The 26,944-nt window shown below is 35.0% G+C and carries 22 protein-coding genes; 9 read left to right on the top strand and 13 right to left on the bottom strand.

What is annotated here, in order from left to right; genetic code table 11:
* Nucleotides 1-250 precede the first annotated feature (250 nt).
* The gene (locus ASE40_RS06340; protein ID WP_057116125.1) at nucleotides 251-1,165 is read right to left on the bottom strand and encodes a DsbA family protein; all 915 of its coding nucleotides are present in this window, start codon (nucleotides 1,163-1,165) and stop codon (nucleotides 251-253) included.
* A 276-nt stretch (nucleotides 1,166-1,441) separates the two neighbouring features.
* On the opposite strand from ASE40_RS06340, the gene ASE40_RS06335 reads away from it, so the two are divergent.
* Entirely contained in the window at nucleotides 1,442-1,918 is a 477-nt protein-coding gene (locus ASE40_RS06335) for a TlpA family protein disulfide reductase (protein WP_057116124.1), read from the top strand.
* 11 nt (nucleotides 1,919-1,929) lie between these two features.
* On the top strand, nucleotides 1,930-2,541 hold the full coding sequence (locus ASE40_RS06330; protein WP_057116123.1) for a thioredoxin family protein: 612 nt from the start codon (nucleotides 1,930-1,932) through the stop codon (nucleotides 2,539-2,541).
* Between the two features lie 77 nt (nucleotides 2,542-2,618).
* Here the strand turns inward: ASE40_RS06330 and ASE40_RS06325 are convergent, their stop codons facing one another.
* From ASE40_RS06325 to ASE40_RS06310, 4 genes are all read right to left on the bottom strand, one after another.
* Nucleotides 2,619-3,851 carry a PQQ-dependent sugar dehydrogenase gene (locus ASE40_RS06325; protein WP_057116122.1) on the bottom strand — a complete coding sequence of 411 codons (1,233 nt, stop codon included), beginning with the start codon at nucleotides 3,849-3,851 and terminating at the stop codon, nucleotides 2,619-2,621.
* A gap of 353 nt (nucleotides 3,852-4,204) precedes the next feature.
* Nucleotides 4,205-4,498, bottom strand: a complete 294-nt coding sequence (locus ASE40_RS06320) for a DUF3861 domain-containing protein (RefSeq protein WP_057116121.1) — start codon at nucleotides 4,496-4,498, stop codon at nucleotides 4,205-4,207.
* Nucleotides 4,499-4,516: 18 nt separating this feature from the next.
* Entirely contained in the window at nucleotides 4,517-5,248 is a 732-nt protein-coding gene (locus ASE40_RS06315; RefSeq protein WP_057116120.1) for a LytR/AlgR family response regulator transcription factor, read from the bottom strand.
* Complete coding sequence (locus ASE40_RS06310; RefSeq protein ID WP_057116119.1) at nucleotides 5,245-6,294, bottom strand: sensor histidine kinase; 1,050 nt, start codon at nucleotides 6,292-6,294, stop codon at nucleotides 5,245-5,247. The genes ASE40_RS06315 and ASE40_RS06310 overlap by 4 nt, the downstream gene beginning before the upstream one ends.
* Before the next feature lie 264 nt (nucleotides 6,295-6,558).
* Between ASE40_RS06310 and ASE40_RS06305 the strand changes: the two genes are divergently transcribed.
* From ASE40_RS06305 to ASE40_RS06295, 3 genes are read left to right on the top strand one after another with little or no spacing between them, the layout of a single operon-like run.
* The gene (locus ASE40_RS06305; RefSeq protein WP_057116118.1) at nucleotides 6,559-7,719 is read left to right on the top strand and encodes an efflux RND transporter periplasmic adaptor subunit; all 1,161 of its coding nucleotides are present in this window, start codon (nucleotides 6,559-6,561) and stop codon (nucleotides 7,717-7,719) included.
* Between the two features lie 6 nt (nucleotides 7,720-7,725).
* Nucleotides 7,726-10,893, top strand: coding sequence for an efflux RND transporter permease subunit (locus ASE40_RS06300; RefSeq protein ID WP_057116117.1), 3,168 nt, complete (start codon nucleotides 7,726-7,728; stop codon nucleotides 10,891-10,893).
* A gap of 19 nt (nucleotides 10,894-10,912) precedes the next feature.
* Nucleotides 10,913-12,319 carry an efflux transporter outer membrane subunit gene (locus ASE40_RS06295; protein ID WP_057116116.1) on the top strand — a complete coding sequence of 469 codons (1,407 nt, stop codon included), beginning with the start codon at nucleotides 10,913-10,915 and terminating at the stop codon, nucleotides 12,317-12,319.
* 470 nt (nucleotides 12,320-12,789) lie between these two features.
* Here ASE40_RS06295 and fucP read toward each other — a convergent pair whose 3' ends face one another.
* The 7 genes from fucP to ASE40_RS06260 all read right to left on the bottom strand — a co-directional run bounded on the left by fucP (nucleotide 12,790) and on the right by ASE40_RS06260 (nucleotide 20,601).
* Nucleotides 12,790-14,094, bottom strand: a complete 1,305-nt coding sequence (gene fucP, locus ASE40_RS06290; RefSeq protein ID WP_057116115.1) for an L-fucose:H+ symporter permease — start codon at nucleotides 14,092-14,094, stop codon at nucleotides 12,790-12,792.
* A 158-nt stretch (nucleotides 14,095-14,252) separates the two neighbouring features.
* Entirely contained in the window at nucleotides 14,253-14,696 is a 444-nt protein-coding gene (locus ASE40_RS06285; RefSeq protein ID WP_057116114.1) for a MaoC/PaaZ C-terminal domain-containing protein, read from the bottom strand.
* Nucleotides 14,697-14,805: 109 nt separating this feature from the next.
* Nucleotides 14,806-15,879, bottom strand: a complete 1,074-nt coding sequence (locus ASE40_RS06280; RefSeq protein WP_057116113.1) for a Gfo/Idh/MocA family oxidoreductase — start codon at nucleotides 15,877-15,879, stop codon at nucleotides 14,806-14,808.
* Nucleotides 15,880-15,912: 33 nt separating this feature from the next.
* Nucleotides 15,913-17,169 carry an extracellular solute-binding protein gene (locus ASE40_RS06275; RefSeq protein WP_057116112.1) on the bottom strand — a complete coding sequence of 419 codons (1,257 nt, stop codon included), beginning with the start codon at nucleotides 17,167-17,169 and terminating at the stop codon, nucleotides 15,913-15,915.
* Nucleotides 17,169-18,308, bottom strand: a complete 1,140-nt coding sequence (locus ASE40_RS06270) for a CaiB/BaiF CoA transferase family protein (RefSeq protein ID WP_057116111.1) — start codon at nucleotides 18,306-18,308, stop codon at nucleotides 17,169-17,171. The genes ASE40_RS06275 and ASE40_RS06270 overlap by 1 nt, the downstream gene beginning before the upstream one ends.
* Nucleotides 18,305-19,456: a CaiB/BaiF CoA transferase family protein gene (locus ASE40_RS06265; protein ID WP_057116110.1), complete on the bottom strand. Its 1,152-nt coding sequence runs from the start codon at nucleotides 19,454-19,456 to the stop codon at nucleotides 18,305-18,307. Before ASE40_RS06265 ends, ASE40_RS06270 begins: the two co-directional genes overlap by 4 nt.
* The gene (locus tag ASE40_RS06260) at nucleotides 19,453-20,601 is read right to left on the bottom strand and encodes an ABC transporter substrate-binding protein (protein ID WP_057116109.1); all 1,149 of its coding nucleotides are present in this window, start codon (nucleotides 20,599-20,601) and stop codon (nucleotides 19,453-19,455) included. The genes ASE40_RS06265 and ASE40_RS06260 overlap by 4 nt, the downstream gene beginning before the upstream one ends.
* 400 nt (nucleotides 20,602-21,001) lie before the next feature.
* Here ASE40_RS06260 and ASE40_RS06255 point away from each other — a divergent pair, with 400 nt between their 5' ends.
* The 4 genes from ASE40_RS06255 (at nucleotide 21,002) to ASE40_RS06240 (ending at nucleotide 24,855) form a co-directional block, all read left to right on the top strand.
* The gene (locus tag ASE40_RS06255; protein WP_057116108.1) at nucleotides 21,002-21,856 is read left to right on the top strand and encodes a fumarylacetoacetate hydrolase family protein; all 855 of its coding nucleotides are present in this window, start codon (nucleotides 21,002-21,004) and stop codon (nucleotides 21,854-21,856) included.
* A 183-nt stretch (nucleotides 21,857-22,039) separates the two neighbouring features.
* Complete coding sequence (locus tag ASE40_RS06250; protein WP_057116107.1) at nucleotides 22,040-23,053, top strand: zinc-binding alcohol dehydrogenase family protein; 1,014 nt, start codon at nucleotides 22,040-22,042, stop codon at nucleotides 23,051-23,053.
* A gap of 161 nt (nucleotides 23,054-23,214) precedes the next feature.
* Nucleotides 23,215-24,012, top strand: coding sequence for an SDR family oxidoreductase (locus tag ASE40_RS06245; RefSeq protein ID WP_057116106.1), 798 nt, complete (start codon nucleotides 23,215-23,217; stop codon nucleotides 24,010-24,012).
* A gap of 6 nt (nucleotides 24,013-24,018) precedes the next feature.
* Complete coding sequence (locus tag ASE40_RS06240) at nucleotides 24,019-24,855, top strand: amidohydrolase family protein (protein WP_057116105.1); 837 nt, start codon at nucleotides 24,019-24,021, stop codon at nucleotides 24,853-24,855.
* Nucleotides 24,856-25,103: 248 nt separating this feature from the next.
* Here ASE40_RS06240 and ASE40_RS06235 read toward each other — a convergent pair whose 3' ends face one another.
* Nucleotides 25,104-26,771, bottom strand: a complete 1,668-nt coding sequence (locus tag ASE40_RS06235) for a glycoside hydrolase family 28 protein (protein ID WP_057116104.1) — start codon at nucleotides 26,769-26,771, stop codon at nucleotides 25,104-25,106.
* Nucleotides 26,772-26,944 lie beyond the last annotated feature (173 nt).

The raw sequence follows: 26,944 nt of genomic DNA, 5'->3' as shown, positions 1-26,944 counted from the left end.
GAACGTTTGATTTTCTATTATAATATTTCCAAATTTTATGTAGATCAAGAATTTTTAAATGTTTCGTTAGGAACATCTCATTGGTAGAAAAATAAATGAATGTATCGATTTTACGTTCCGTAGGAACGTTTGATTGTTGAAATGACAATATTTTAAATAATCAAATTCATGACCCAAACGTGCCTACGGGATGATATCTAGAAAAATATTTGTTTTCTACCAATGAAATGTTCCATGGGACATTTTAAAATTACTTACTGTAAAGCGAACCATTCTTTATAGACATTTTACCTAACTTTCCTCTTGCATGCAATTCTTCTAATATAATTTTTGCTTCGTTAACAGAAATGTCATGAATTACGGCATATTCTTTTGGTGCTAGCGAAGGATATATTCCAAAAATCGATAAAGGATTTTCTTTAACAATACTTTTCTTTTTTGCTTCTGGAAATAAAGCTAATAAAGCATTCTCGTAAGAAGCATAAGGTTTAGAACCGTAAACAGTTAATTTATTATTATTTTCATCAGCAAAAAAAAGCGTTGGAAAACCTCTTACTCCAAGAGTTTTGGCATAATTTAAATCTTCTTGAAAAAGCTTTTTTGCATCACCATCATAATCCGATTTCAGTTTTTCGATATTAAGATTTGCGATTTTTGCAGCTTCTACAATATTTTCCCATTGTGCTATGTTTTTCTTTTCGAGATATAATTTCTCACGTAGGATTCTCATAAAGTTTACTGCTTTTTCTTTCCCCTGTATCTGCGCAGCTTTCATAGCAATGCATGACGGATAAGAAGAATCTAACGGATCTTCAAGCCAAACATCTCCATCAATTGGCATTTCGTAATGTAAACTTGCTTCATCCCAATGATGTGCAACATCTGAAGGTTTGCTTATACCGCCGCTATTATAACTCCAATCTGGTAGTAAACCGCCCATCCTGTACTCAATATCAAAATAATCGCCGTATTCCAGTTTTAATTTTCTAAGTTGAGGTTCTATTCCCCAGCACGACGAGCAAATAGGATCTGTGTAATAAATGATTTTTATAGGTTTATTTTCAATTTGAATATTAGCGGTTTTATTAGAATTTTCGCTTATTGCCATTTCACATGTTCCGCTTATTGGGTCGCATAATAGCGGATTTGTTTTATTTTCATTCATTTTTGAATTTGTTTGAGATTGACAGCTTAAACTGCAAATCAAGATTAATAACAGCGAAAGTATTTTCATAACAACTGTTTTTTATTTTCGACAAAGTTCGTTTGTAAATAATCATAAGTCAATTAGTCAATAAAATGTGACTATCAAAATTCAATGCACAAAGCTTATATGAGTTTCTGTATAAATTAAAACCTATTAAACTTTTATTAACAAAAAGTAAGATTTCATTGCTTTATATTTGTAAGGCACAATTTAATCCTAAAGCATTGTATTCTTATGAAAATCAAGTCTTTTTACTATATCTTTCTAATTAGTATTTTTTCAGTTTCGGCTTATAGCCAGAACGTAAAGCTCTTGAATATAAATCAGCTTAACGAGAGAATTATAAACGGAAAAGACAGTACGTATGTTGTGAATTTTTGGGCAACTTGGTGTGCACCCTGCATCAAAGAATTACCTCATTTCGAGAAATTAAAAGCAGAACATAAGTCAGACAAACTGGCTGTTTTATTGGTAAGTTTAGATTTTAAGTCTAAACTAGAATCGAACGTAATTCCGTTTGTAAAAAGAAAAAATCTTAAAAACGAAGTTTTTCTTTTAAACGAAAGCAGTCCGCAGGAATTTATTGACCGAATCGATCCAAGCTGGTCGGGAAGTATTCCAGCAACATTATTCATTAAAAATGATAAACGAAAATTTGTCGAGACGGAATTTACATACGAACAATTATTAACTGAATATAAAAAACTATAAGTCCATAAACCATGAAAAAAATAATTTTATTACTAGCATTGGCATTTTCTGCCTTTCTTTCTCAGGCACAAACTAAAACTCTTAAAGCTGGAGATACTGCACCAGATTTTAAACTGAAAAATGTTGACAACAAAGAAGTTTCTTTTGGAACTTTTAAAGATGCAAAAGGTTATATCGTAGTTTTTACTTGCAACACTTGTCCGTATGCGATAGGTTATGAGCAAAGAATTATCGATTTAGATAAAAAATTCAGACCACAAGGATATCCTGTAATTGCAATCAATCCAAATGACCCAGAAGCTTCTACAGCAGATACTTTTTCTAAAATGCAAGACTTGGCAAAAAGTAAAAAATATCCTTTCCCATATTTATTTGATCCAGGACAAAAAATTACTGACGAGTACGGTGCAAAACGTACACCGCATATTTTCATCGTTTCTAAAACCTCAAAAGGAAATATTGTAGAATATGTTGGAGCAATCGACAATGATCCAGAAGGAAATAAAGCAGATAAAGTAAAATATGCCGAAGATGTTATCGCATCTTTAAAAAGCGGTCAAAAACCAGCAATTACTCAAACTAAAGAAATTGGCTGTACAGTAAAAAGAAAAGCTAAAGCTTAATTAATTCTTTATTTTATAAAATACGAAACGCCCCAATTATGGGGCGTTTTTGGCTAATATAAATGAACAAGTTTAGTTTACTTCTGTTTTTTATCAATTTTGTAAAGTCTTCCTTGATCAGTAACGGCGTATAATGCTTCATCTTTTCCTTGTGTGATATCTCTAAATCTTTGTCCCTCACCAGCCAATAATCTTTCTTCTCCAGCTACTTTATTATCCTTAAAAGCTAAGCGAACAATATGCATGCCACTTAATGCTCCTATGAAAAGATTATTTTGCCACTCAGGTACACGGTTTCCTGCGTAAAAAGTCATTCCACTTGGTGAAACAACAGGATCCCAGTAGTATACAGGCTGTTCCATTCCAGTTTGCTGCTGAATACCTTCGCCAACTTTGGCACCGCTGTATTCAATTCCGTATGTAATAGTTGGCCAGCCGTAGTTTGCTCCGGCTGTGATTCGGTTAATTTCATCTCCGCCTCTTGGTCCGTGTTCGCTCTGCCATAATTCTCCAGTTGTTGGGTGAAGAGCCAGTCCTTGTGGGTTTCTATGTCCGATAGTATATAACTCTGGTAAAGCGCCAGTTTGCGAGAAAACTGGATTTCCAGGTGCAGCTTGTCCATTCGTAGTAATGCGTACAATTTTACCTAAACTGCTGTTTGCTGCCTGTGCGAGCGGACGAGTTTCTAATACAGATCTTTCGCCAATGCTCACAAATAAATTTCCAGTTTTGTCAAATAATACACGGCCTCCGTAATGTAATGTGCTGTTATTTGGTGTATTAGAACGATAAATTACAGTTGCATTTTCAATTGCTGTATCATTATCTGAGATTCTTCCTTTTGCAACAGCTGTAATATTTCCGCCTGCTACTACTTCAGAAAAAGCCCAATAAATCATGCGGTTTGTTGCAAATGCAGGATCAAGACATATACCTAGTAATCCACCTTGATCTGCTGGATTTACGGCAGGAACTCCTGTTAAGGCATTACTTATAACTCCAGCTTGTGTAACAATTTTTATTTTACCTGCTTTTTCGGTTACCAAAAGACGTCCATCCGGAAGGTAAGCCACTCCCCAAGGAGCGCTTAAACCGTTGGTGATAACTTTAGATTCAATTTCTGTTGTGGTTTGAATACTTCCTGCACGCGTTTGTCCAGAAAATGCAGGTTTGTAGGTTGTATTTGCCGTACCTGTTTCTACCGGCGGTCCAGTCGGACCTATATTGGTACTATCATCATTATCATTGTTGGAGCAGCTGCTTAAAGCTAAGACCCCAGCAAGAAGAAAAATACTTTTTTTAATTATCATAATGCTTTCATTTTAATGGTTAAAAAATAAAATTTGCATTATCCAACAATCGAAAAAGAATGTTTTTTTTAGAGATTCATTAAATATGAAAAGGTCAGTTTCAAATGAAATTCTCCGTTTTATCTTCAATTTAGATTTGCCTAAATACTTATGCCATTTTATATGAAGCAAAAGAATTTCAAATAGAAATTAAACTTCTTTTGGAAAAGCATCTAGTGGGACATGCATTATTTTTAACGGAAAATCCCTTCAAATTATTGCCGAGAAGAATTAGATAATCTTTATTTCTATTGAAATTTAACACTATAATTTAAAAGCATAAGGAGTCTAAAGTCTTAATTTTAAAGGAGTTTTTAAAGACTTTTTAGTTTTTTCATAAAAACAGGAAAAACTTCATTTAATTCGTCAAAAAGAGGATTTTTGCGATTTTTTAGTTTAATCTCACTGAATAATTTTAATCCCAAAGCAAATTGAACAGCTTCTGACTGATCGGCAAAAATGTTTTTTTCTTTGATTTTTTCAATGATTCCGAAAATTTCATCGTGATTGTCAAACTCGATTCCAAGCTCTTTTGCTGGTTCTGTTTCACCATTTGCATATTCTTTAAGACTTAAAGTCAGGTAATATTTATTTGATCTTTTTTCCATAATTTTTATAATTCTAATTTATTTAAGCCATTTATCGACTACTATTTTAAAAGCTTCTTTGTACTGTTCACCAACCGTAATTTCTATTTTATCAATAAAAATCGAGTTTTTGCTGATAGCACTAATTTTGTCCAGAGATACAATAAAAGAACGATGAACACGCATAAATTTTGATGAAGGAAGTTTTTCTTCTAAAGCCTTAAGTGATATAAGTGACAGTAAAGCTTTCTGAGAATCTTCAAGATGAACTTTTACATAATCTTTTAAACTTTCTATATAGCAAATATCTTTTAACGAGATTCTAACCCATTGATATTCTACTTTTAAAAAGATAAATTCATCGTCTGCTGCAATATTTTGAAACTGATTGTTTGCTTCTTCAGATAATTGTAAAACCTTCGTAGAAGCGCGAAGAAATTCTTCGTAACTAAAAGGTTTTAAAAGATAATCTACAGCATTTACTTTATATCCTTCTATTGCATAATGATTGTAAGCAGTAGTAAAAATAATCTTTGGCAGAGGTCCAGGCTGATCTTGTATAAGTCTTGCCAGTTCCATTCCGGTCAAGTTTGGCATATTAATATCTAAGAAAACAACATCAGGTTTTGTTTCCCTAATTAATCCCATAGCCTCAACAGCATTGTCGCAGGTTGAAATTAATTCTAAAAATGGAGTCTGCTGTATAAACGTTTCTACGAGTTTTAAAGCTAAAGGTTCATCATCTACTGCTATGCATTTTAATACGGTCATTGCTCTAAAGTTATTTTCAATTTAATTTTATATGTTCCGTGGTCGGTAACTCCAAAAGTGATGAAATGATGATTTGGGTAAATCAAGTGTAATCTTCTTTTGGTATTTGTTAAACCAATTCCGCCTTCATTAGTAACTGTTGTTTTTTCGAAGAAAGTATTTTCTACTTCAAATTCTAAATCAGTACCATTTTGTGAAAGTTTAATGTGTATTTCGCTTTTATCTGTGGCATGAATACCATGTTTAAAAGCATTTTCTACTAAAGGTAATAATAACATGGGAACAATTGGGTAATCATGAAGTTTTTCGGGAATTTCTGTAGTGATAGTTAATTTTCGGTTCGCACGAAGTTTCATTAAAGCAATAAAATCCTTTAGAAATTCTACTTCTTTTAATAATGTTGTTCGTTCTCCTTCGGTGCTGTAAAGCAAATAACGCATCATACGGCTTAAAGTATGAAGTGCATTTCTCGAATCTTCAATATCAGTATAAGTAAGTGAATAGATGCTGTTTAATGAATTAAAGAAAAAATGCGGATTAATCTGTGCTTTCAGCATTGCTAATTCTGCGGCTGTTTTATCCTGTTCTAATTTCTGTTTGTGCTGTGCGGCTTTTTGCCAATATTGCAGCATTGCCCAGCTGGTACTTATTCCTAAAACCAGAAGCGTAAGCGTAAAAACGTAATTATCGAAATAAGGATTTTTATACTTTGTAAAACCAATAGCTTTACTGATTTGATTATGAAGATCTGTCTGAGAGGTATAAAAATAAGCAATTAGCTGCATGCTGAAAATAGAGAGAAATGCCCAAAGTAAAAAAAGAGAGGTATTGTCTTTAATAATTGTTTTTGGCACAATAATTTTTGCTGTCGAATAAAAAACAACTATCAATAAAAAAAGCACAATACTCTGCCAAAGCCAAAATGCTGACGGAAGCACAACATTCCAAGTTAATGGGATGTAAAACAGCATAATATATCCTAACAAACACCATCCAAGAATGTGTAATCCGGTGAATAAGTAGGGTCTGAAAAAGTTAGGTGTCATTATAATTTATCGTTTTAAGGACAATATTACATTTTATTTAAACATAAATTTTGGGCAATCGTCCAAGACTGATTTAGAGTCTCTAAAAAGCATTTTAGAGTCGATAAGATAAAATTAAACGCTTGTTTAATATTTTAAAAAATTCCATCGGTCGTCAGCTTACCTTTATCGATTCTCTCTCGCTCTTCGTCTATTTGAAAATTTTCGTTTGTTATATTTTAGTTATTTTGTCTACATATAATCGATAATTACACATTTTTCACAATGAATAAGCAATCATTTTTAAGTATTCTCGCAGCATCAATTGTTATCGCTTCTTGCGGTAAAAATGATAAATCGGCTCAGGCTGGGGGCGCACCGCAGATAAAAGAGTATAAAACTGTGACATTACAGCCGGAATCTGCTACATTAAACAGCGATTTTCCTGCTAGTATTCAAGGACAGCAAAATATAGAAATTCGACCAAGAGTTGAAGGATACATTGATAAGATCTTTGTTGATGAAGGAGCAGTTGTAAAAGCTGGACAGCCTTTGTTCAAAATCAGTGCACCAGAATATGAGCAGCAAGTTCGTACTGCAACTGCAAGTATTAAAAGTGCTCAGGCAGATTTAAGTGCAGCTAAATTGGCTGTAAATAAAGTAAAGCCATTGGTAGAAAAAGGTATTATCAGTAAATATGATTTAGAATCAGCACAATATACTTACGAGTCAGCTTTAGCGGCTTTGGCTCAAGCAAATGCGGCTTTAGTAAATGCAAAAACAAATTTAGGATATACAACAGTTACAAGCCCGGTAAATGGAGTTGTAGGTTCAATTCCGTTTCGTTTAGGAAGTTTGGTAAGCTCAAATACTACAGAACCTTTAACAACAGTTTCAAGCATTGGTAACGTTTATGCATACTTCGCTATGAACGAAAAAATGCTTTTAAATTTCACTCAAAACAATAATACTGGAGCTTCTTTAACTCAAAAAATCAAAAGTATGCCGGCAGTTTCTTTACTGCTTTCAGATGGTTCTGTTTATGAAGAAAAAGGACATATTGAAACGGTTAACGGATTGATTAATACAGAAACAGGTTCGGTAAATATCAGAGCTCGTTTTCCTAATCCAAAAGGAATTATTAGAAGCGGTAGCAGCACAACAGTAAGAATTCCTACTGATGTAAAAGATGCTATAATTGTGCCGCAAAGTGCCACTTTTGAACTTCAAGATAAAATTTTCGCGGTAGTTTTAGGAAAAGACGGAAAAACGAAAAATGCTAATATCACGATACTAGATAATTCAGCAGGAAATTATTATGTGGTAACAAGCGGTTTAAAACCAGGAGACGAAATTGTATTAGAAGGAGTAGCTTCTTTAAAAGAAGGAACTGAAATTAAAGCTCAAAACCAAAAACCAGAAATGGTTTATGCTGACTTAAAATAAAAAAGAATGTTTAAAAAATTTATACAAAGACCCGTACTCTCGACGGTAATATCTGTTATTATCGTCATCTTAGGTGTTTTAGGCCTAATTGAGTTACCGATTTCCCAATATCCGGATATCGCACCGCCAACAGTTAACGTGGCAGCAAGTTATACCGGAGCCAACGCCGACGTTGTACTTAAAAGTATCGTTATTCCGTTGGAAGAGCAGATTAATGGTGTAGAGAACATGACTTACATGACTTCTACAGCAACTAACGATGGTAATGCTTCTATTAAAATCTTCTTTAAAGTTGGAACAAATCCTGATTTAGCAGCGGTAAACGTTCAAAACAGGGTTTCAAGAGCAACAAGTTTACTGCCTGTAGAGGTAACTCAGGCTGGGGTTACGGTAACTAAAAGCCAGAGTAGTAACTTATTGATTTTTTCTTTATATAGTGATGACAAAGCTTACGATCAAACGTTTCTTCAAAATTATGCGAAGATCAACCTTGTACCGCAGATTCAGCGTGTTGTTGGGGTAGGAGATGTAACCGTTTTTGGTGCAAAAGATTACTCAATGAGAATCTGGCTGAAACCAGATGTAATGCAGCAATATAAATTGATTCCGAGTGATATTTCAGCAGCTTTGGCAGAGCAGAATATCGAAGCAGCACCAGGTAAATTTGGTGAAAACGGAAATCAGGCATTTCAATATGTAATTAAATACAAAGGACGTTTAACAAGTGCTCAGGAATTTGAGGATATTATTATAAAATCTGTCGGAAACGGCCAAATGCTGAGACTTAAAGATGTGGCTAAAGTAGAGTTAGGATCTTTAAGTTATTCGTCAACAATTAAAACAAACGGTGTAGAATCTGCAGCAATGGCAATCAGCCAGACTCCAGGATCAAACGCTCGTGATGTAATTATTAATTCTAAAAAATTAATTGAAGAAGCTGCAAAGAGTTTTCCAAAAGGAATGAAATATACCATTATGGTTGACGTCAATGAAAACCTAGATGCTTCTATTGAGAAAGTTATTCATACTTTGATCGAAGCTTTTATCTTAGTTTTCATCGTAGTATTTATTTTTCTTCAAGATTTTAGATCAACTTTAATTCCAGCAATCGCAGTTCCGGTTGCAATTGTGGGAACGTTCTTCTTCCTGAATCTATTCGGATTTACGATTAACTTATTAACGCTTTTCGCGATGGTTCTGGCCATTGGTATTGTCGTCGATGATGCGATTGTGGTTGTTGAGGCCGTTCACGCCAAACTTGACCACGGGTATAAATCGGCTAAAAAAGCGACCATCCATGCAATGGATGAAATTTCCGGAGCGATTATTTCGATTACTTTGGTAATGGCGGCGGTATTTATTCCGGTAACATTTATTACAGGATCTACAGGGGTTTTCTATAAGCAATTTGGTATTACACTGGCTGTAGCGATTATTCTTTCAGCTGTAAACGCCTTGACATTAAGTCCTGCATTGTGTGCGCTTTTATTAAAACCACATGCTGACGATCATAAACATAAAAGTTATTTACAGCGTTTTTATACTTCATTTAACGTTGCATTTGATAATGTAACTCAAAGATATAAGCGTTCGGTAAGTTTTCTTTCTGTAAAAAAATGGATTGTTTTAGCTTCGATTTTGATAGCAGGTTTGGGATTATTTTATATGATGAAAACTACGCCTTCTGCTTTCGTTCCTTCAGAAGATCAAGGGACAGTTTTTGCTAATATCAGTTTACCCCCATCAGCTTCTATGGAACGTTCTGATATAATGGCTAAAAAAGTAGACAGTATTGCTAAAACTATTCCAGGAGTTAAAAATACACTTCGTATTGTGGGGCAGAACTTTACTGCAGGAGCGGGTAGTGCATACAGTATGGTTATTGTAAAGTTATATCCTTGGGATCAGCGAGATCTAAGTGTAGATGATGTAATTGGACAGCTTTTTGCTAAAACAAGCGGAATTCGCGAAGCGAGTATATTCTTTATTTCGCCGCCAACAATTCAAGGTTTTGGTCAAAGTGGTGGATTCGAATTCCAGCTGCAGGATAAAGGTGGTCACACGACTTCTGAATTCTATAAAGTGAATAATGAATTCCTTGCAAAATTAGCTGAGCGTCCAGAAATACAGTATGCGACAACTCCATTTAATCCTGGTTTCCCTCAATATATGATGGATATTAATTTAGCGAAAGCGAAAGATGCGGGAGTTTCTGTAAATACAATCTTGTCAACGATGCAGGGTTATTATGGTGGATTATACGCTTCGAACTTTAATAAATTCGGAAAACAATACCGTGTAATGGTTCAGGCTTCTCCAGAGTTTAGAGCTAATACACAGGGATTGAATAAAATATTTGTACGTAATAGTGCAGGAACAATGGCGCCAATTACAGAGTTTGTAAAAATGACGAGGGTTTTTGGACCAGAATCTATTTCAAGATTTAATTTGTTTACATCTATTTCGATTACGGGAGCACCAAAACCAGGTTACAGTTCTGGAGATGCTATTAAAGCAATTCAGGAAGTAGCGGCAGAAAATCTTCCGGCTGGTTATGGTTATGAATTCTCTGGCTTAACACGTGAGGAATTAGCTTCAGGAAGTGAAACGATTTTCATCTTTATTTTATGTTTGGTTTTCGTTTATTTCTTGTTGAGTGCACAGTACGAAAGTTATATTCTTCCGTTTGCGGTATTATTCTCCATTCCGTTTGGATTGGCTGGAGCTTACTTATTCTCGATTATTTTCAAATTGAATAGTAACATTTACCTGCAGATTTCCTTAATCATGTTGATTGGACTTCTGGCGAAGAATGGTATTTTGATTGTCGAATTTGCCTTAGACAGAAGACGTAAAGGTCTGCCAATTGTACAAGCTGCAATTGAAGGAGCTGTAGCACGTTTAAGACCAATTTTGATGACTTCTTTCGCCTTTATTTTAGGACTTGTTCCATTGATGTTTGCATCTGGTGCAGGAGCTGTTGGTAACAAATCGATTGGTACAGGAGCTGTTGGAGGTATGTTAATCGGAACAATTTTAGGAGTATTTGTTATTCCAGTTCTATTTATCATTTTCCAGACATTGCAGGAGAGAATAAGCGGTCCAGCAAAAGATGGTTATGATGACGATGACGATGATGAGGAAATTCATTTATTAGAAGCTCACAAAGAGTAAAATTTAATTAAAAAAAGAGATGATTAAGAGTTCAAATAAATATATTCTTATGGTAATTGCAGCCGCACTTTTAAGTGCGTGCTCGATTACCAAAAAGTACGAACGACCAACAACGCTGTCGACAGATAAGCTGTATCGTGATCAGGCTTCTGCCGATACAACTACAATTGCTGATATGCCATGGCAGAGTATTTTTAAAGATGAAAAACTAAATGCATTAATTCAAAAAGGATTAGAAAATAACCTTAATTTGAAAAATGCAATTGAGAATATCATACAAGCGCAGGCTTCATTACGCCAAAGCAAACTGGCTTACTATCCTACGTTAAATTTTGATGCCAACGTAACTAGAAATAAACAATCTCAGGCGGGACTAAACTTTCCAGCTGGAATTAATATTAATACGTTGACAACAACTTACAAACTAGGTTTAAGCACTTCTTGGGAAGCTGATATATGGGGAAAATTAAGCAGTTCTAAAAGGGCAGCTTTAGCTTCATACTTAGCGACAGATGCTGCAAAACAGGCAGTTCAAACGCAGTTAATTGCAGATATTGCCAACAACTACTTTTTATTGTTGTCTTACGATAAATCATTAAAAATCACAGAGGAAACATTAGCAAGTCGTATCAAAAATGTTGAAACAATCAAAGCATTAAAAGAAGGTGCAATTGTAACAGGCGCAGCAGTGGTGCAGAGTGAAGCAAACCAGCATGCAGCCGAAGTTTTAATTCCAGATTTGAAGCAAAGTATTCGTGAAACAGAAAATGCTTTGAACATCTTATTAGGACAAGCACCTGGACCAATTGATAGAGGAGAATTGGGAACGCAGATTATTCCAGAGAATATTGCTATTGGGGTACCTTCTCAATTGTTGGAAAATCGTCCAGATGTCCGTCAAGCAGAATTTAATTTCAGAGTTGCATTTGAGTCAACAAATCTAGCTAAAACGTATTTTTACCCAAGTTTAACGCTTACAGCAAGCGGTGGATTTTCGAATTTAGAATTGAAAGACTTTTTTAGTAACTCTATTTTCTATTCAATAATTGGAGGTTTGACACAACCAATTTTTAATCAAGGATTGAATAAGATGAGATTAACTACGGCTCAATCTCAACAATTACAAGCTTACAATAATTTTCAGCAAAGTCTTTTAACAGCAGGTCAGGAAGTTTCAAATGCTTTGTATTCGTATGAAATGGCTGTTGCTAAAGAAGATTCAAGGAAAAAACAAATTGAAGCTTTAGAAAAAGCTGTAGATTACACACAACAGCTTTTAGAATATAGTTCTGCAACCAATTATACAGACGTATTAACTTCAGAACAAAATTTGTTAGCTGCGCAGTTAAGCGGTATAAACGACAACCTCCAAAAACTGCAGGCTGTTGTTAATTTGTACAGAGCTTTAGGTGGAGGTTGGAAATAAAAATGCTTCTGATTGAGAAAAAATAACCGTTTGTCGGAATAATTAAGCCTTTCGTCTAATTAATAATTAGTATTAAAAAATTGGACATACCTTTGAACTGGTTAAAAAAAATAAAACTTATATAAGTTCCACTGAGATCATAATTCGTAGATCACTTATTTAATAAAAACATGACTCCAAACGCCTCAGAAATGAGGCGTTTTTTTGAATTGTATATCGGCTGAAAAGTTTTATTCTTCAATTAGTTTTACACTTCTGTATATCAATGTGAGAACCTTAGTTTATTAGGAGGCATTTTTGATTTATACAAAAAAACAGCACCATTATTTTAGTCATGTATAGCCCATAGTTTCAACCACGGGAACATATTGTTACAATATTTATGTCGCTCCGCTGAAGATTTGGTTTTCCATAAAAAAGGGCTTTCTCATTTTTTTGAGAAAGCCTTTTCAATTATATAATTGATTTTTTTATTCAGAAACCGTTTTTACTTTATGACCAAAAATCCCGAAAGAAAGAATAATCAAAAAGCAAACTAACGGAATAATATATCCTGATTGAATATCATCATGATTCATATCGATTAAAGTTCCCATTCCGTACGGAATAATCGCTCCGCCAACAATTGACATTACTAACCAAGAAGAACCTGTTTCTGTATTCGATTTTAATCCTTTAATTCCTAATGAGAAAATAGTAGGAAACATAATTGACATGAAAAATCCGATTCCTCCAAGGGCGTAAATAACTACAATTCCCGAGCCATAAATAGCAACTAGACATAATAAAACACTCATTACGCAGTAGATTGACAATAAAACATAATCTTTCACAAAACGTAAAAAGAATGTCCCAATAAAACGTCCTGCCATAAAAAGGAAACCGTAGATTCCTAGATAATATCCTGCCGTTTTTTCGTCTAATCCAGCACCTTGCTGTGCAATTCTGATAAAGAAACTTGTAATACAAACTTGTGCACCAACATAGAAAAATTGGGCAGCAACTCCCCAGCTTAAATGTCTAAATTTTAAAACAGAGAAAAATCCCGGTTTAATTTCAGCTTCGGTGTGTGTTGCTTTCATTGACGGCAATTGTACAAAGTAGAAAATAATGGCAACCAAAACCAAAATACTTCCTAATACTATATATGGCATTTTTACAGAAGCAGCTTCTCCTAATAAATAGGCAGCTTTTTCGGCTTCTGGCATCGCAGCCATTTGTTCTGGCGTATGATTCGTTCCAGAAAGAATAAATAATGACCCTACAATTGGAGCAACCATCGCTGCCAAACCGTTGAAAGAAGCGGCTAAATTCAATCGTTTAGAAGAAGATTCAGCAGGTCCTAATATCGCAGCATACGGATTTGCACTTGTTTCTAAAATCGTCAAACCACATCCGATTACAAATAAGGCGAATAGAAATAATTCGTAAGTTCTTGTATTAGCGGCAGGAACAAATAAAAATGCTCCAACAGCAAAAACCAGCAATCCTGTTATAATACTGTTTTTATAACCAAATCTTTTAATCAGCATTCCGGCAGGAATTGCCATAATAAAATAAGCAAAGAAAACAGAAGTATCAATTAAAGTAGATTGGCGGTTATTTAATTCACAAGCCTTTTTTAGGTGCGGAATCAAAACAGAATCTAAATTATGGGCCATTCCCCAAAGAAAAAATAGGCATGTAACTAAAATAAAAGGAAGAAGATATTGTTTTTGATTTCCGCCTTCCGTCGGCACTTCATGTAGATCGCCAGCTTGGTTTGTAATTTGCATTTTTTAGATAGTTTTTTAGTTGTTTTTTATAGTTTCTAAGGTTCTGAGGTGCTGAGATTCTAAGTTTTTTTCTTTGCGAGAATAAAAAAAATGTTTTGCAAATAATCTCGCAGAGTCCCTAAAAGGCAAAGTTTTTAAAATCTTAGAACCTTAGTATCTTAGGATCTTTTCTTCACAAGCAATAGATGATCACATACCAAAACGACTTCACCTCGCTGGTTGATAATTTCTACATGTTCGGTTACGGTTCCCATTTCTGGATTTTTAGCTTCACCTTTTTCAGAAATTGTAATTTCAGAGTGAATGGTGTCGCCAATATGAACAGGTTTTACAAAGCGCATTTTGTCATAACCTCTAGAAAAAGCTTCTGGATTAATTTCAGATGCCGTTAAGCCGATTCCAATGCTGAAAACCATAGTTCCGTGTGCAATTCTTTGTCCGAAGGGTTGTGTTTTACACCATTCTTCATCCATATGGTGCGGGAAGAAATCTCCCGTATGTCCGGCATGAACTACAAAGTCAGTTTCTGTGATGGTTCTGCCTAAGGTTACTCGTTTGTCGTCGATTTGATAATCTTCGAAAAAAGTGGATTTAAAATACATAATCTAATTACTTTTTATTCGTCATACTCTTTCAAAGAAATGTCAAAATTACGTTTGTTTGTAAGAGGACTTAAATTTTGTTTTTTGGTTTTGAAATATAGTGTTTTAATTACACTTCATCAAAAGAAATACCGCCATTTTTACTGCTGATATAACAGGCTTCTACCACTTTCATTGTGCCTAAAACATCTTGAACACTGGCAGATAATATTTTATCAGAACCTTCCTTGTAGCGCATCAGATTAGACATTGCGCCAATAAATGCTTCCGGAAACCAAGATCCTTCCAGTTTAACTTCGGTCCATTCGTATTCTTTTTCATTATCTTTTTTAGCTAAAGCGTACTCAAAAACGTCTGGAAGACCGTCAGGATAATTCATCAATAAGCCCATTTTTGCTCTAATAGCACCTTTTGTTCCTTCCCATTTGATGTAACTTTCTTCATGTTTTGGACCAAAGTGATGATCATGATTCGTATTAATGACCACATGCATATCTTCGGCATAATCTAAAATAATTGTCGATCTGCTTGAAGATAATTTCTTACGCGGATGTTTAGCCGTTTTAGCCATAACTCCTTTCGGATTTCCCAAGAAAGATCGAATACAATCAATATAGTGCACGCTGTGAAAAAGAATTTCCAATCTCGGATGTTCTTTAATTAAAGGAAATAATTCCCAAGGCGTATTTACTGTAACTTTAAACTCTAAATCGTATAATTGGCCAATAATTCCTTCATTAATTAAATAACGGGCAGCGCTGACAAACGAGGCAAATCGAAGCTGGAAGTTGATTGCAGCAACCAGATTTTTTCTTTCGCAAACCGCCACAATTTCGCGTGCTTGAGCCAGATCATTTCCCATAGGTTTCTGAATCAAAACTGCAGCTCCATCTGGAAGCTGTTCTAAAATTTCAATGTATTGATCCGGTAAAACGGTAATATCGTAAACAGCATTTGACGGAGCATTTTTAACTGCATCGGCCACATTTTCAAAAACATGATCAATTTTGAATTGTTTCTGTAAATCGTATGCTTTAGAAATTGTTCTGTTCGTAATACCAAAAACTTTAAAACCAGCCATTTCGTAAGCAGGAAGATGTGCATCTTTTACGATTCCGCTCGCCCCAATAATGATAATTGACTGTTCTGTTTCTGGCAGTAAAGGTTTATAGGGAATATTCATTTGTTCTATATTTTGAATTTGAGCCTGCCAAGTTTAATTTTTGACAGAGCTGTGTAATGTTGTTCCTTGACTTAATTGGCTAATTTTTTTCTGAGTTTCCTCTAACAATATTTCAGACGAAATATCGGTTTCAATGGCTTTCAAAACAGTGCTGTCAATCAGTTCTGCTACCTTTGGCCAGATTGGCGTTTGAGGCAGTGTTAACGCATTTTCATGAAGCATTTCCAGTTTATGATAAAATGGAATTAAAGTATTAATTTCTTCATCTTTCCAAGTTGATTTCCTGCATCCGATACCGCCTTCGGTAGTTAACAATTTGTCGCTTTCTGGCATTGTGGCAAAACGTAAAAAATCGTATGCCAGTTTTTTGTGTTTGCTTCCAGATCCAATGGTATACAGCCAATATACATTCAAAGAAGCTGTTTGATGACCCGGATCGGATGGAAGGGAAGTGATATCGATTTTTCCTTTTACTTTCGAATCTTCAATTACTTCTGCCATAGAAGCGAATCCAAACCAGTTGATTGCCATTGCAGCTTGTCCTTCGGCGAATGCCAAACCTGCTTCAACCGAACCAAATTCTCTAGATTTTGGATGAACAGCATTTTTATCGGTGACCATTTTTCGATAGAAATCCAATGCTTTTATTGCGGCTTCATTATGAATGTCAATCTGATTTTTTTTGTTTAATAACGAACCGCCACGAGTCCATAATTGCAGACAAAAGTCAAAAACCATATTATGTCCGTCTGGATAATTGGCAAAAACAGATCCGTATAAATTTTGTTCGGGACGATTAAAGAATGTTGCAATTTCTGCAAATTGCTGCCACGTTTTTGGTGTAGAAAGTTCGTAGCCAAACTGTTTTTTAAAATTCTGTTTTTCTGTTTTGTTTTCGAATAAATCTTTTCGGTAGATCAGACATTCTGGTCCATCGTGAAAGGGAAGTCCGAAAATGCCATTACTTAGTTTTTGTAAATGCAAAAGCGATTTATGCCATCCAAAAGGATAATTTTCAGGCGGATTTTCTCCAATTAAGGAAAATAAATTAAGAACCGCATTTTCGTTTACAGCATCAAAAATCCAATCGGTATTGATATGGGCGATATCCCAATTTCCTTCTTTTAAACCTTTTTCTGAAATTGTGGTTTCATACAAGTCATGAAGTTCTAAGGCAATCATTTCTGCTTCCATTTTTATATTGTTTTGAAGGCAGAAAGCATCCCATAATTTTTGAAGTGTACTTTCGAACGGATCGAATTTTCGAACGGCGATTCTAATTTTTTCCATCAGCAGTCTATAAATTCTTTAATAATTTTCTCGTTGTCCTGACCCAGTTTAGGTGAACCTTTTCCTGAAGTCAGATATTCGCCGTCAATTTTTATTGGGCAGCGTGTTGTTTTATAAGTGTAGCCGTCAAGCATTTCGACTTGTTGGGTAAAATTCAACACCTTAAAACCATCTTCAGCAAATAGCTGCTGATAATTTAAAACTCCTGCACACCAAATATCTGCGGGTTCTAAAATGTCCAGCCAGAACTGTGTTTCCTGTGTTTGCAAATGATCCGCAAGAATATTTTTGATTTCGTCTCTTAATGTGAATTTATTTTCAGGAAATTGCAATAAAGCATCGCATTGCAGCAGAGAAGCCAAAACAGGAATTGATCCCATTGCTAGTGCTAAATAACCGTTTTTGGTTTTGTAAATTCCATATGGCGCGCCCAAATAAGCGTGTGCATTATTGGTTTTAGTTCGAACAGGCAATTCGCCTCCGTCATTAAAATAAGTCGTAATGGTCTCAAATTGAAAATCAAATGCAGATTCGAGCATGCTTACTTGAACCTGCGCTCCAATATTATGCGTTGCTTTTCTGTATAAGGCAGCCAAAATTCCCTGCGCCAAATGTGCTCCTGCAAGCATATCAACAATCGATAATCCCATTGGGACTGGACCGTCTTCCTGATTACCGCTCAACCAAGTCAAAGCCGTTAAAGATTGCAAAAGCAAATCTTGTCCTGGCAAATCTTTTAAATCAGGATGTTCTCCAAAACCTGAAATAGAAGCATAAATCACATTTGGATTAATGTTTTTTACTTCATCATAACTTAAACCAATACGTTCCATAACTCCAGGTCTGAAATTATGCATGACAACATCAGCTTTCGCTAATAATTTTTTTAATTTTTGAAGTTCCTCAGGCTGTTTAAAATCAATTGCAAATGATTCTTTGTTTCTGTTGATAGTATGAAAAACAGACGATTCGCCGTTCATAATCAAATCAGAAGTATATAAAGTACGGCAGATATCTCCCGTTCCCGGCTTTTCTATTTTGATCACACGCGCTCCCAAGTCTGCCAGACGTAAACTCGCCGACGGACCCGAAAGGAACTGACTGAAATCTACAATTAAATAATCTTCTAATGGCTTCATTTCAAATCGTTTAAAAATTGTTCGTGTATCCTTAAATTATCCTGACCTACTTTTGGCGCTGCTTTTTCGCTTAGCAGAATTTCTCCATCCAATTGAATCGGACTTCTGGTTGTAACCAAAGTTTCGCCTTCAGCATTTTTTACGGTTTGTTTCAGCTGTAATTCATTTACAAAAGGTTGATTATCCAATTCTTCGTAATTGAAAACTTTACCGCACCAGATTCCTTCTTTTTGAAGGATTTCAATCCAATAATCAGAAGTTTGCGTTTGAATTCTTTCGCTTAAAATCGTTCTGATTTCATCTCGTTTTTCAAACCAAAGATGTTTATCTCTAAATTCACTTAAATCTAAACCTAATGCTTTTCCAATGAAAAGTAAATCGCCCATCGCAAGCGATAAATAACCGTCTTGCGTTTGGTAAACACCGTATGGGGCACTTAAAAAAGCATGTGCACTTCCTTTGATATCTCCTCTTTCAGGCAATTGACCACCGTCATTTAAGAAAGAAGTAATGGCTTCAAATTGTACATCGAGTATAGATTCTAATAAACTGACTTCAACCAAAACACCTTTTTTAGTTTTGGCTCTTTTTAAAAGTGCTGCCAAAATTCCTTGTACAAAATGATTCCCGCACATTAAATCGGCAACCGCCAAACCGAAAGGAACTGGGCCTTGACTTTTGCGTCCGCTCAGCCAGCTTAATCCAGAAAGCGATTGTAATAATAAATCCTGCCCTGGTTTTTTTGCCCACGGACCTTCATTTCCGTAACCTGTAATGGTTCCGTAAATAATCTGTGGATTTATAGAAAGTGTATTTTCAAAATCTAAACCGATTTTCTCCATCACACCAGGTCTGAAATTATGTGTCATTATATCAGCCTTTTCAATCAGTTTTTTGATTAAAACTAAATCGTCAGGATTTTTTAAATCGGCTGCAAAAGATTCTTTATTTCGGTTTATGGTATGAAAAAGCAAACTGCTGTCGTCTACAAATAAATCTTTGATACTCAATTGTCTGCAGGCTTCACCTTTTACAGGACGTTCGATTTTGATGACGCGTGCGCCCAAATCGGCTAGTTTTAAACCAGCAGAAGGTCCTGCCAGAAACTGACAGAATTCTAAAACAATTAATCCTTCTAAAGGCTTCATATTGTCTGAATTTTTAGAGATTCCGCGTAAAGCGAATTCATTTCTTCCAATACTTTTAGTTCGTCTGCGCCTTTCATCAGATAATTGCGAACTACATCGCCTGCGTGATCTTGGAAATACATATGTCCGTAATATCTCGGACGAAGGAATGCGCGTTCTAAAGCAGGTAAAGTATTTTTGAAATAATCATGTGTCACACCATTAATTCGCTCACTTTTCCAAGCCTGCAAATGACCCGGCTGACCGCCATTATCCGTATAAATATTTTGCTGTACTTGAGATGAACCTGTAAATTCGGCATATTTAACCGCTTCATCAATATGCTGGCTGAAAGATGAAACCGCTAATCCTGTTCCGCCTAAAGACGAAATCATCGGATTATCATTCAATTTTACTAAATCGTAAAAATGTAAAAGTTTACGGCTGTAGCCAATTCGCGAATAATTAGAATAACCATAAGCAAACGGGCAGTAAGCAATTTCATCTGAATTAACCATTGCTTCATAAACCTGAATTGGGTTTCTGTTAAAGTTAGCCGGATCAATTAATTGTGCCAATTCCCTAAACATTTGAAGTGCTTTGATTCCCGTTGTTTCAGAAATTACTTTTTCTTCAGAAAGAAAAGGAGCCTCGCCTAAACTGCAGCAAAACATATAAAAACTCATTAAAACATCTACCGGAATTCCAGCAAAAGCCACTAAGCCTTTTTTAGCCAATGCCAATAAATCGTCGTACGTTTTAGGAACTTCTAAGTTATTTTTTTCTAAAAGATCCAAGCGGGCAGAGGCAACCGGAGTTGCAGCATCTATAGGAAGCGCCCATAATTTATCATGAAAAACATAACTTCCGTATGATTTTCCGACAGTGTTAATTTCTTGATCTTTAATATATTCGTTTGATAAATAATCTGATAACGGAAGAATTGCTTTGGTCTGCGCTCCAAAACCAGTCCAAGGATGATCGATTACTAATAAATCAAATCTTTTGGCTAAGTCTTCAATAGAAGCATCTGCGAATTCTTGTAAACTTCTCTTTTCCCATGAAATTTCAACTTCTGGATGTAGTTCAGTAAAACGCTGCGATGTGGCAACCATAGGAAGCAGACCTCTTGTATGGTTCCAAGTTATGCCTTTTAATTTTATCATTTTGTATAGGAATTTTGGGTAGTGAAATCGTTTGAAATAATAAATGTAAAAAATACAATTACAAAAGTAGAAATAAGATTTAAATGAACAAGAAATCCTATGTTTATTGCAGATCTTTTTTGTGTTAATCCTTATTTAGTGATATAATTTTTACAAACCATCTAAAAAATGTTATAAAAATTTAAACTTTAGTCATTTTAAGTAATGGAAAATAAAATATATCTAGAATATTAATTTTTAAAAATTACTTTTGTAATTGTAAAATTTACATTTATTATTTTTGCTAGGCCTTTTTTATCAAAATTGAGTTGGTAAATAGAAGACTTACCCATAAAACAGAAATGTTTGATGAAGTTCATTCATCAGAAAAAAATAAACTAACAATTAAAAATATACGATTATGAAATTAATACGTTTTGGAGAAATCGGAAAAGAGAAACCAGGAGTTTTAATTGGAGAAAAGAGATATGATGTTTCTTCGATTGTAACCGATTTTAACGAAAGTTTCTTTGAAGAAAATGGATTAGAAAAACTGCAAAAAGCATTAGAAAGCAATCCGACTTTGCCAGAAGTGGATGCTTCGGTACGTTTGGGATCGCCAGTTGCACGACCTTCTAAAATTATTTGTATTGGTTTGAATTATATCGATCACTGCAAAGAAACAAACGCTCCGATTCCGACTGAACCTATTATTTTCTTCAAATCGACCACTTCTTTATGCGGACCAGATGATGATTTGATTATTCCAAAAAACAGTGAAAAAACTGATTGGGAAGTAGAATTGGCATTTGTTGTAGGCAAAAAAGCAAGTTATGTAGAAGAAGCGGAAGCTTTGGATTACGTTGCGGGTTATGCTTTGTTGAATGATTACAGCGAAAGAGCTTTTCAATTAGAGCGTGGCGGACAATGGGCGAAAGGAAAAGGAAGTGACACTTTTGCGCCTCTTGGACCATTTTTGGCAACCAAAGACGAAATCGCAGATGTTGACAATTTAAAGATGTGGCTGACGGTAAATGGTAAAAAGTACCAAGACAGCAATACCTTGAATTTAGTTTTCAAAATTCCTTATTTGGTACATTATTTAAGTCAGTTTATGACTTTGCTTCCTGGCGATATTATCAGTACAGGAACGCCTCCGGGAGTTGGTTTAGGAATCAAACCAGATCCAATTTATCTTAAAGCAGGAGATGTTGTAGAATTGGGAATTGAAGGTTTAGGAACTAGTAAGCAAAAGGCTGTAGCTTATAAAAAGTAATATAACTATCTGTTATTGTACTAACGAATGATGACGCTGATAAAACGGATTTACTTTGTAAAAACACTGATTTAAACCGATTTTATATTTAAGAAATTAATCAAAAATCCGTTTAAATCCGTGTCTTCGCGATAGCGAATCTGTATCATCCGCGTATAATTAGAAATTTAAACGAATTAAAAAATGAAATATATTGTTTGCGAAAAGCCGCAGGAATTTCTTTTAAAAGAAACCAGTATTCCAGAACCAAAAGAAGGCGAAGTTTTATTGAAAATAAAAAGAATTGGTATCTGCGGAACTGATATTCATGCTTTTGGAGGAACTCAGCCTTATTTTGAATATCCAAGAATTTTGGGACACGAATTGGCGGCGGAATATGTAAAAGGAAATGCAGCAGGTTTTAAACCTGGGGATAAAGTTACTTTTATTCCGTATTTCAACTGCGGAAAATGTGTGGCGTGCCGAAACGGTTTAACAAACTGCTGCGTAAATATTAAAGTTTTTGGTGTTCATATTGATGGCGGAATGGCCGAATATGTTTCAATTCCTGAACAATATTTACTGCACGGTCAAGGTTTGGATTACGATGAATTGGCTTTGGTTGAACCTTTGGCAATTGCAGCACACGGAGTAAGAAGAGCGGCTGTTAAGTCAACAGACACGGTTTTGGTTATGGGCGCAGGACCTATCGGAATTGGTTTGATTCAGTTTGCTAAAATCGCAGGAGCAAAAGTAATTGTGATGGATATCAACGATTACAGATTGAATTTCTGTAAAACAGAACTAAATGCAGATGAAACTATAAATCCGTTGAACGATGATGTTGCGCAAAAATTAGCGGAATTGACAAACGGCGACATGGCAAATGTAGTAATTGATGCAACTGGAAATCAGAAAGTAATGAACAGCGCTTTCAACTATATTTCGCATGGCGGAAGATTTGTTTTGGTTGGACTTCAAAAAGGAGAATTGAGTTTCAGTCATCCTGATTTCCACAAAAGAGAATCGACTTTGATGAGCAGCAGAAATGCGACGATCGAAGATTTTGAATATGTGATGAAATGCTTGAAAGAAGGTAAAATCGATCCGAAAAAATACATTACACACAGGACAAGTTTTTCTGAAATGATTAATGATTTTGGAAACTTGATTGATCCGAAGAATAATGTGATTAAGGCGTTAATTGAAATAGACTAAAAGTATATTATAAACTACTGTTTGTCATTTCGACGAAGGAGAAATCTTCGCAAGAAACTCAACAAAGATTGGCGAATTTCTTTATGGAGCTACTCGTGAAGATTTCTCCTTCGTCGAAATGACAAAAATGAGGAAAAATATAACTTTAAATAACCACAAAAATGGATTTAAACTTAAAAAATAAAATAGTTGTTGTTTCTGGTTCGGCTGGAAAGGAAGGCAGTATTGGAGAAACGATCGTTAACAGACTGGCAGATGAAGGCGCAATTCCGGTTTTGGTTGACAGAAATGCAAGAGGTTTTGAATACGTGGAAAGACTTCAAAAAAGAGGCGTTAATTCTTTATTTGTTCAGACAGATGTAACTGATCCTGTGGCAATAGAAAATGCTGTAAAAGTAATCGCAGCAAAATATGGCAGAATCGATGCTATTATTAATAATGTGGGTGTAAATGACGGTGCAGGATTAGATTCAAGTTACGAAGATTTTATGAATTCATTGAAATTGAATGTAGTAAGTTACTTTCTACTGGCTAAATATGCGCTTCCATATTTGAAAGAATCAAAAGGAAACATCTTAAATATTGGTTCAAAAGTAGCTTTAACAGGGCAGGGCGGAACTTCAGGTTACGCTGCTGCGAAAGGCGGAGTTTTGGGCTTAACAAGAGAATGGGCAGTAGATTTGATTCAGTTTGGAATCCGTTCGAATGCGATTATTATTGCCGAAAGTTATACGCCAGCTTACGAAGATTGGATTAAAACATTGCCAGACGGCGAAACAGTTTTGAATAAAATCAATAAAAGTATTCCGTTAGAAAGCCGAATGACCAAAACAGAAGAAATCGCAGATACGGCACTTTTTATCATTTCCGAAAAATCATCGCATACTACAGGACAATTTGTTTTTGTGGATGGAGGTTACGTACATTTAGACCGCGCTTTAATCAGCGATGTTAATTAAAAAGATATGAGTAAAAGAATAGATTCCCATCAGCATTTTTGGAAGTTTGATCCCGTTCGAGACAGCTGGATTGACGAAACAATGCAGAATATTCAGAGAGATTTTCTTCCAGAAGATTTACAGCCACTATTAAAAGAAAATCAGTTTGAAGGCTGTGTAGCAGTTCAAGCCAGTCAGTCTGAAGAAGAAACTCATTTTTTATTGGATTTAGCTTCAAAAAATGATTTTATAAAAGGCGTAGTTGGCTGGATAGATTTACGAAATGAAAATATCGAAGAACGTTTAAACTTCTTTTCAGATCAAAAAAAGCTGAAAGGTTTTAGACATGTCGTACAGGGCGAACCAGATGATTTTATGTATGGAGAATCTTTTAGAAGAGGAATCGCAGCTTTAAAACCATTCAATTATACTTACGATATATTGATTTTCGAACGCCAATTGCCGGCAGCTATAAGTTTGGTGAAAGATTTTCCAAACCAAAAGTTTGTAATCGATCATATAGCAAAGCCAAACATCAAATCAGAAACTATTTATTCTTGGAAAAGCGGCATTGAAGAAATAGCAAAGTTCGACAATGTTTGGTGTAAAATCTCAGGGATGGTTACAGAAGCCGACTGGAAAAATTGGAAACCAGAAGATCTAAAACCGTATTTGGATGTTATTTTTGAAAACTTTTCAATCGATAAATTGATGTACGGATCAGATTGGCCGGTTTTAAAAGTAGCTTCAGATTATAATGAAGTGGTGAAAACTTTAGAAGATTATGTTTCGAAGTTTTCAATTGAAGATCAGAATAAAGTTTGGTTTGAGAATGCGAATGGTTTTTATTATCTTAATCAATAGAGAATAACATAAAAAAAGCGTGAATCGAATGATTCACGCTTTTTTATTCACAATGTATAAACATAGCCCGTGGTTTCAACCACGGGAACACAATGAGAACAAGACAAAACCAGATAATATCGTCTTCCCAGAGTTAAAATCACGGACTATGTTTGTAAATAGGAAATTCTAGTAGTTGAAAACTATATGAGACGAGACAATATTGCGTCCCCGTGGTTGAAACCACGGGCTATGTTTGAAATTGATATTTAAAACTTAACCGCTTTCTTAGGAACATCCTTTCCAATAGTAGTAGTTTTCGATAAATTAGAACCACTCAAATCAATATTTTTACTCGCTTGACCGTTGATTGTAATCGTATTAGAAGAACCAGAATTAAACTCGATGTTTTTCAAGGAAAGGTTTTGCGTATTGTAAATTTCAAAAGCATTTTTCGCCTCGATATCCAATTGAGCGTTAGTGATTTTAATTCCGTTTGCATCAATAATAGAAAATCCTTTTTGAGCTTTGGCAATTAAGTTTGAAATTTCAATATTTTCTAAATTCATTTCAGGAAGACCTTGTAGAAATACTGCCTGTTGAGCACCTTTAATCGTAATATTTTTAATTACAATATTTTTAAATTGAGGCGTTTCTTCATTTACTGGAATCGCTTTTGTGCTAACGGTGTTTCCACCTTCAGCCAAAGTTTCAGCAATCGATTTTCCTCCGTAATACAAATCAAAAGAAATCGCCTGAGACGGAATATCAGTCATAAAAACATCTGAGATATAAATGTTTTCAACTATACCACCGCGTCCGCGCGTACTTTTAAAACGAAGTCCAACATCAGTTCCCATAAAAGTGCAATTTGAAACATGCAGATTTTTTACACCGCCAGACATTTCACTTCCAACCGTAACACCGCCGTGGCCGTGATATACAATATTGTTTTTTACAATGATATTTTCGCAAGGAACACCTCTGTCACGTCCGTCTTTATCTTTTCCAGATTTGATACAGATGGCATCGTCACCGACATCAAAACTAGAGTTTTCGATGATTACATTTTTACATGATTCTACATCCAATCCGTCACCATTTTGTGAAAACCATGGATTTCTAACGGTTATATTTCGAACAATTAAATCTTCAATTAATAAAGGATGAATATTCCATGCAGGAGAATTTTGGAAGACTGGCCCGTCAAACAAAACTCTTTTGCTGTTTTGAATACTTACCAAAACCGGACGCAGGAAATCATGAATCGCTTCAAAATCTTCTTTCGTTTTTAAATCAGGCCGAACGTTCTGATCTGCACCTTTAGCACCTTTTAAATATTGCTCAGATGGATACCAGCTGTCTTTCTTTTCATTTAGGACTCCGCCAGAAGCAACAAATTTCTTCCATTGATCCTCTGTCAGTTTGCTCTTTTTCACTTGTCTCCAAGCTTCGCCAGAACCATCCCAGACTCCATTTCCGGTAAAAGCAATATTCTCTAGATTTTTACCATAAATAGGAGAGATACAACGCCAAGTATTTAAGCCTTCAAAGCTAGTTTCGATAATTGGATATAAAGATTTGTCTGTAGAGAATTTAATTAAAGCTCCAGTTTGAGCATGCAATTCAATATTGCTTTTTAAAATGATTGGTCCCGTCAGCCAGATTCCAGGCGGAATAACTAATTTTCCTCCGCCTTTTTTAGAAAGCGCATCAATAGCATCAGCGAAAGCTTTTGTATTTAAAACATAACCGCCATTTACTGCTCCAAAGTCTTTTAAATTCACACTATAATTCGGAATTATGGGCTCTTGGACTTCTGCCATTTTAAATTCAATATTTTTATACGTATCAGAAGATTTTTGCGCAGAAACTGTATTGAAACTCAAAAAACAGGCGAGAGCAACACAAAAAAGGTTAATTCGGTTAGTTTTCATTTTTATTGTATTATAGTTAAAAGTCTTTTTCGGAAACCGATACACTATCAATTCAATTTTTTATTCGTCGAATTTTTATTCAATAAATAAAATTATAGTTTTTTAATTTGAAATATTTAATGTAATCGATTACACAAATCTATTAAAAAAATAATATGAAATGACAGTTTTAT

It is taken from the genome of Flavobacterium sp. Root935, assembly GCF_001429295.1.
Lineage (GTDB): Bacteria > Bacteroidota > Bacteroidia > Flavobacteriales > Flavobacteriaceae > Flavobacterium.
The sequence above is the reverse complement of the archived record's forward strand: the minus strand, read 5'-3'. Positions and strand labels throughout refer to the sequence as shown.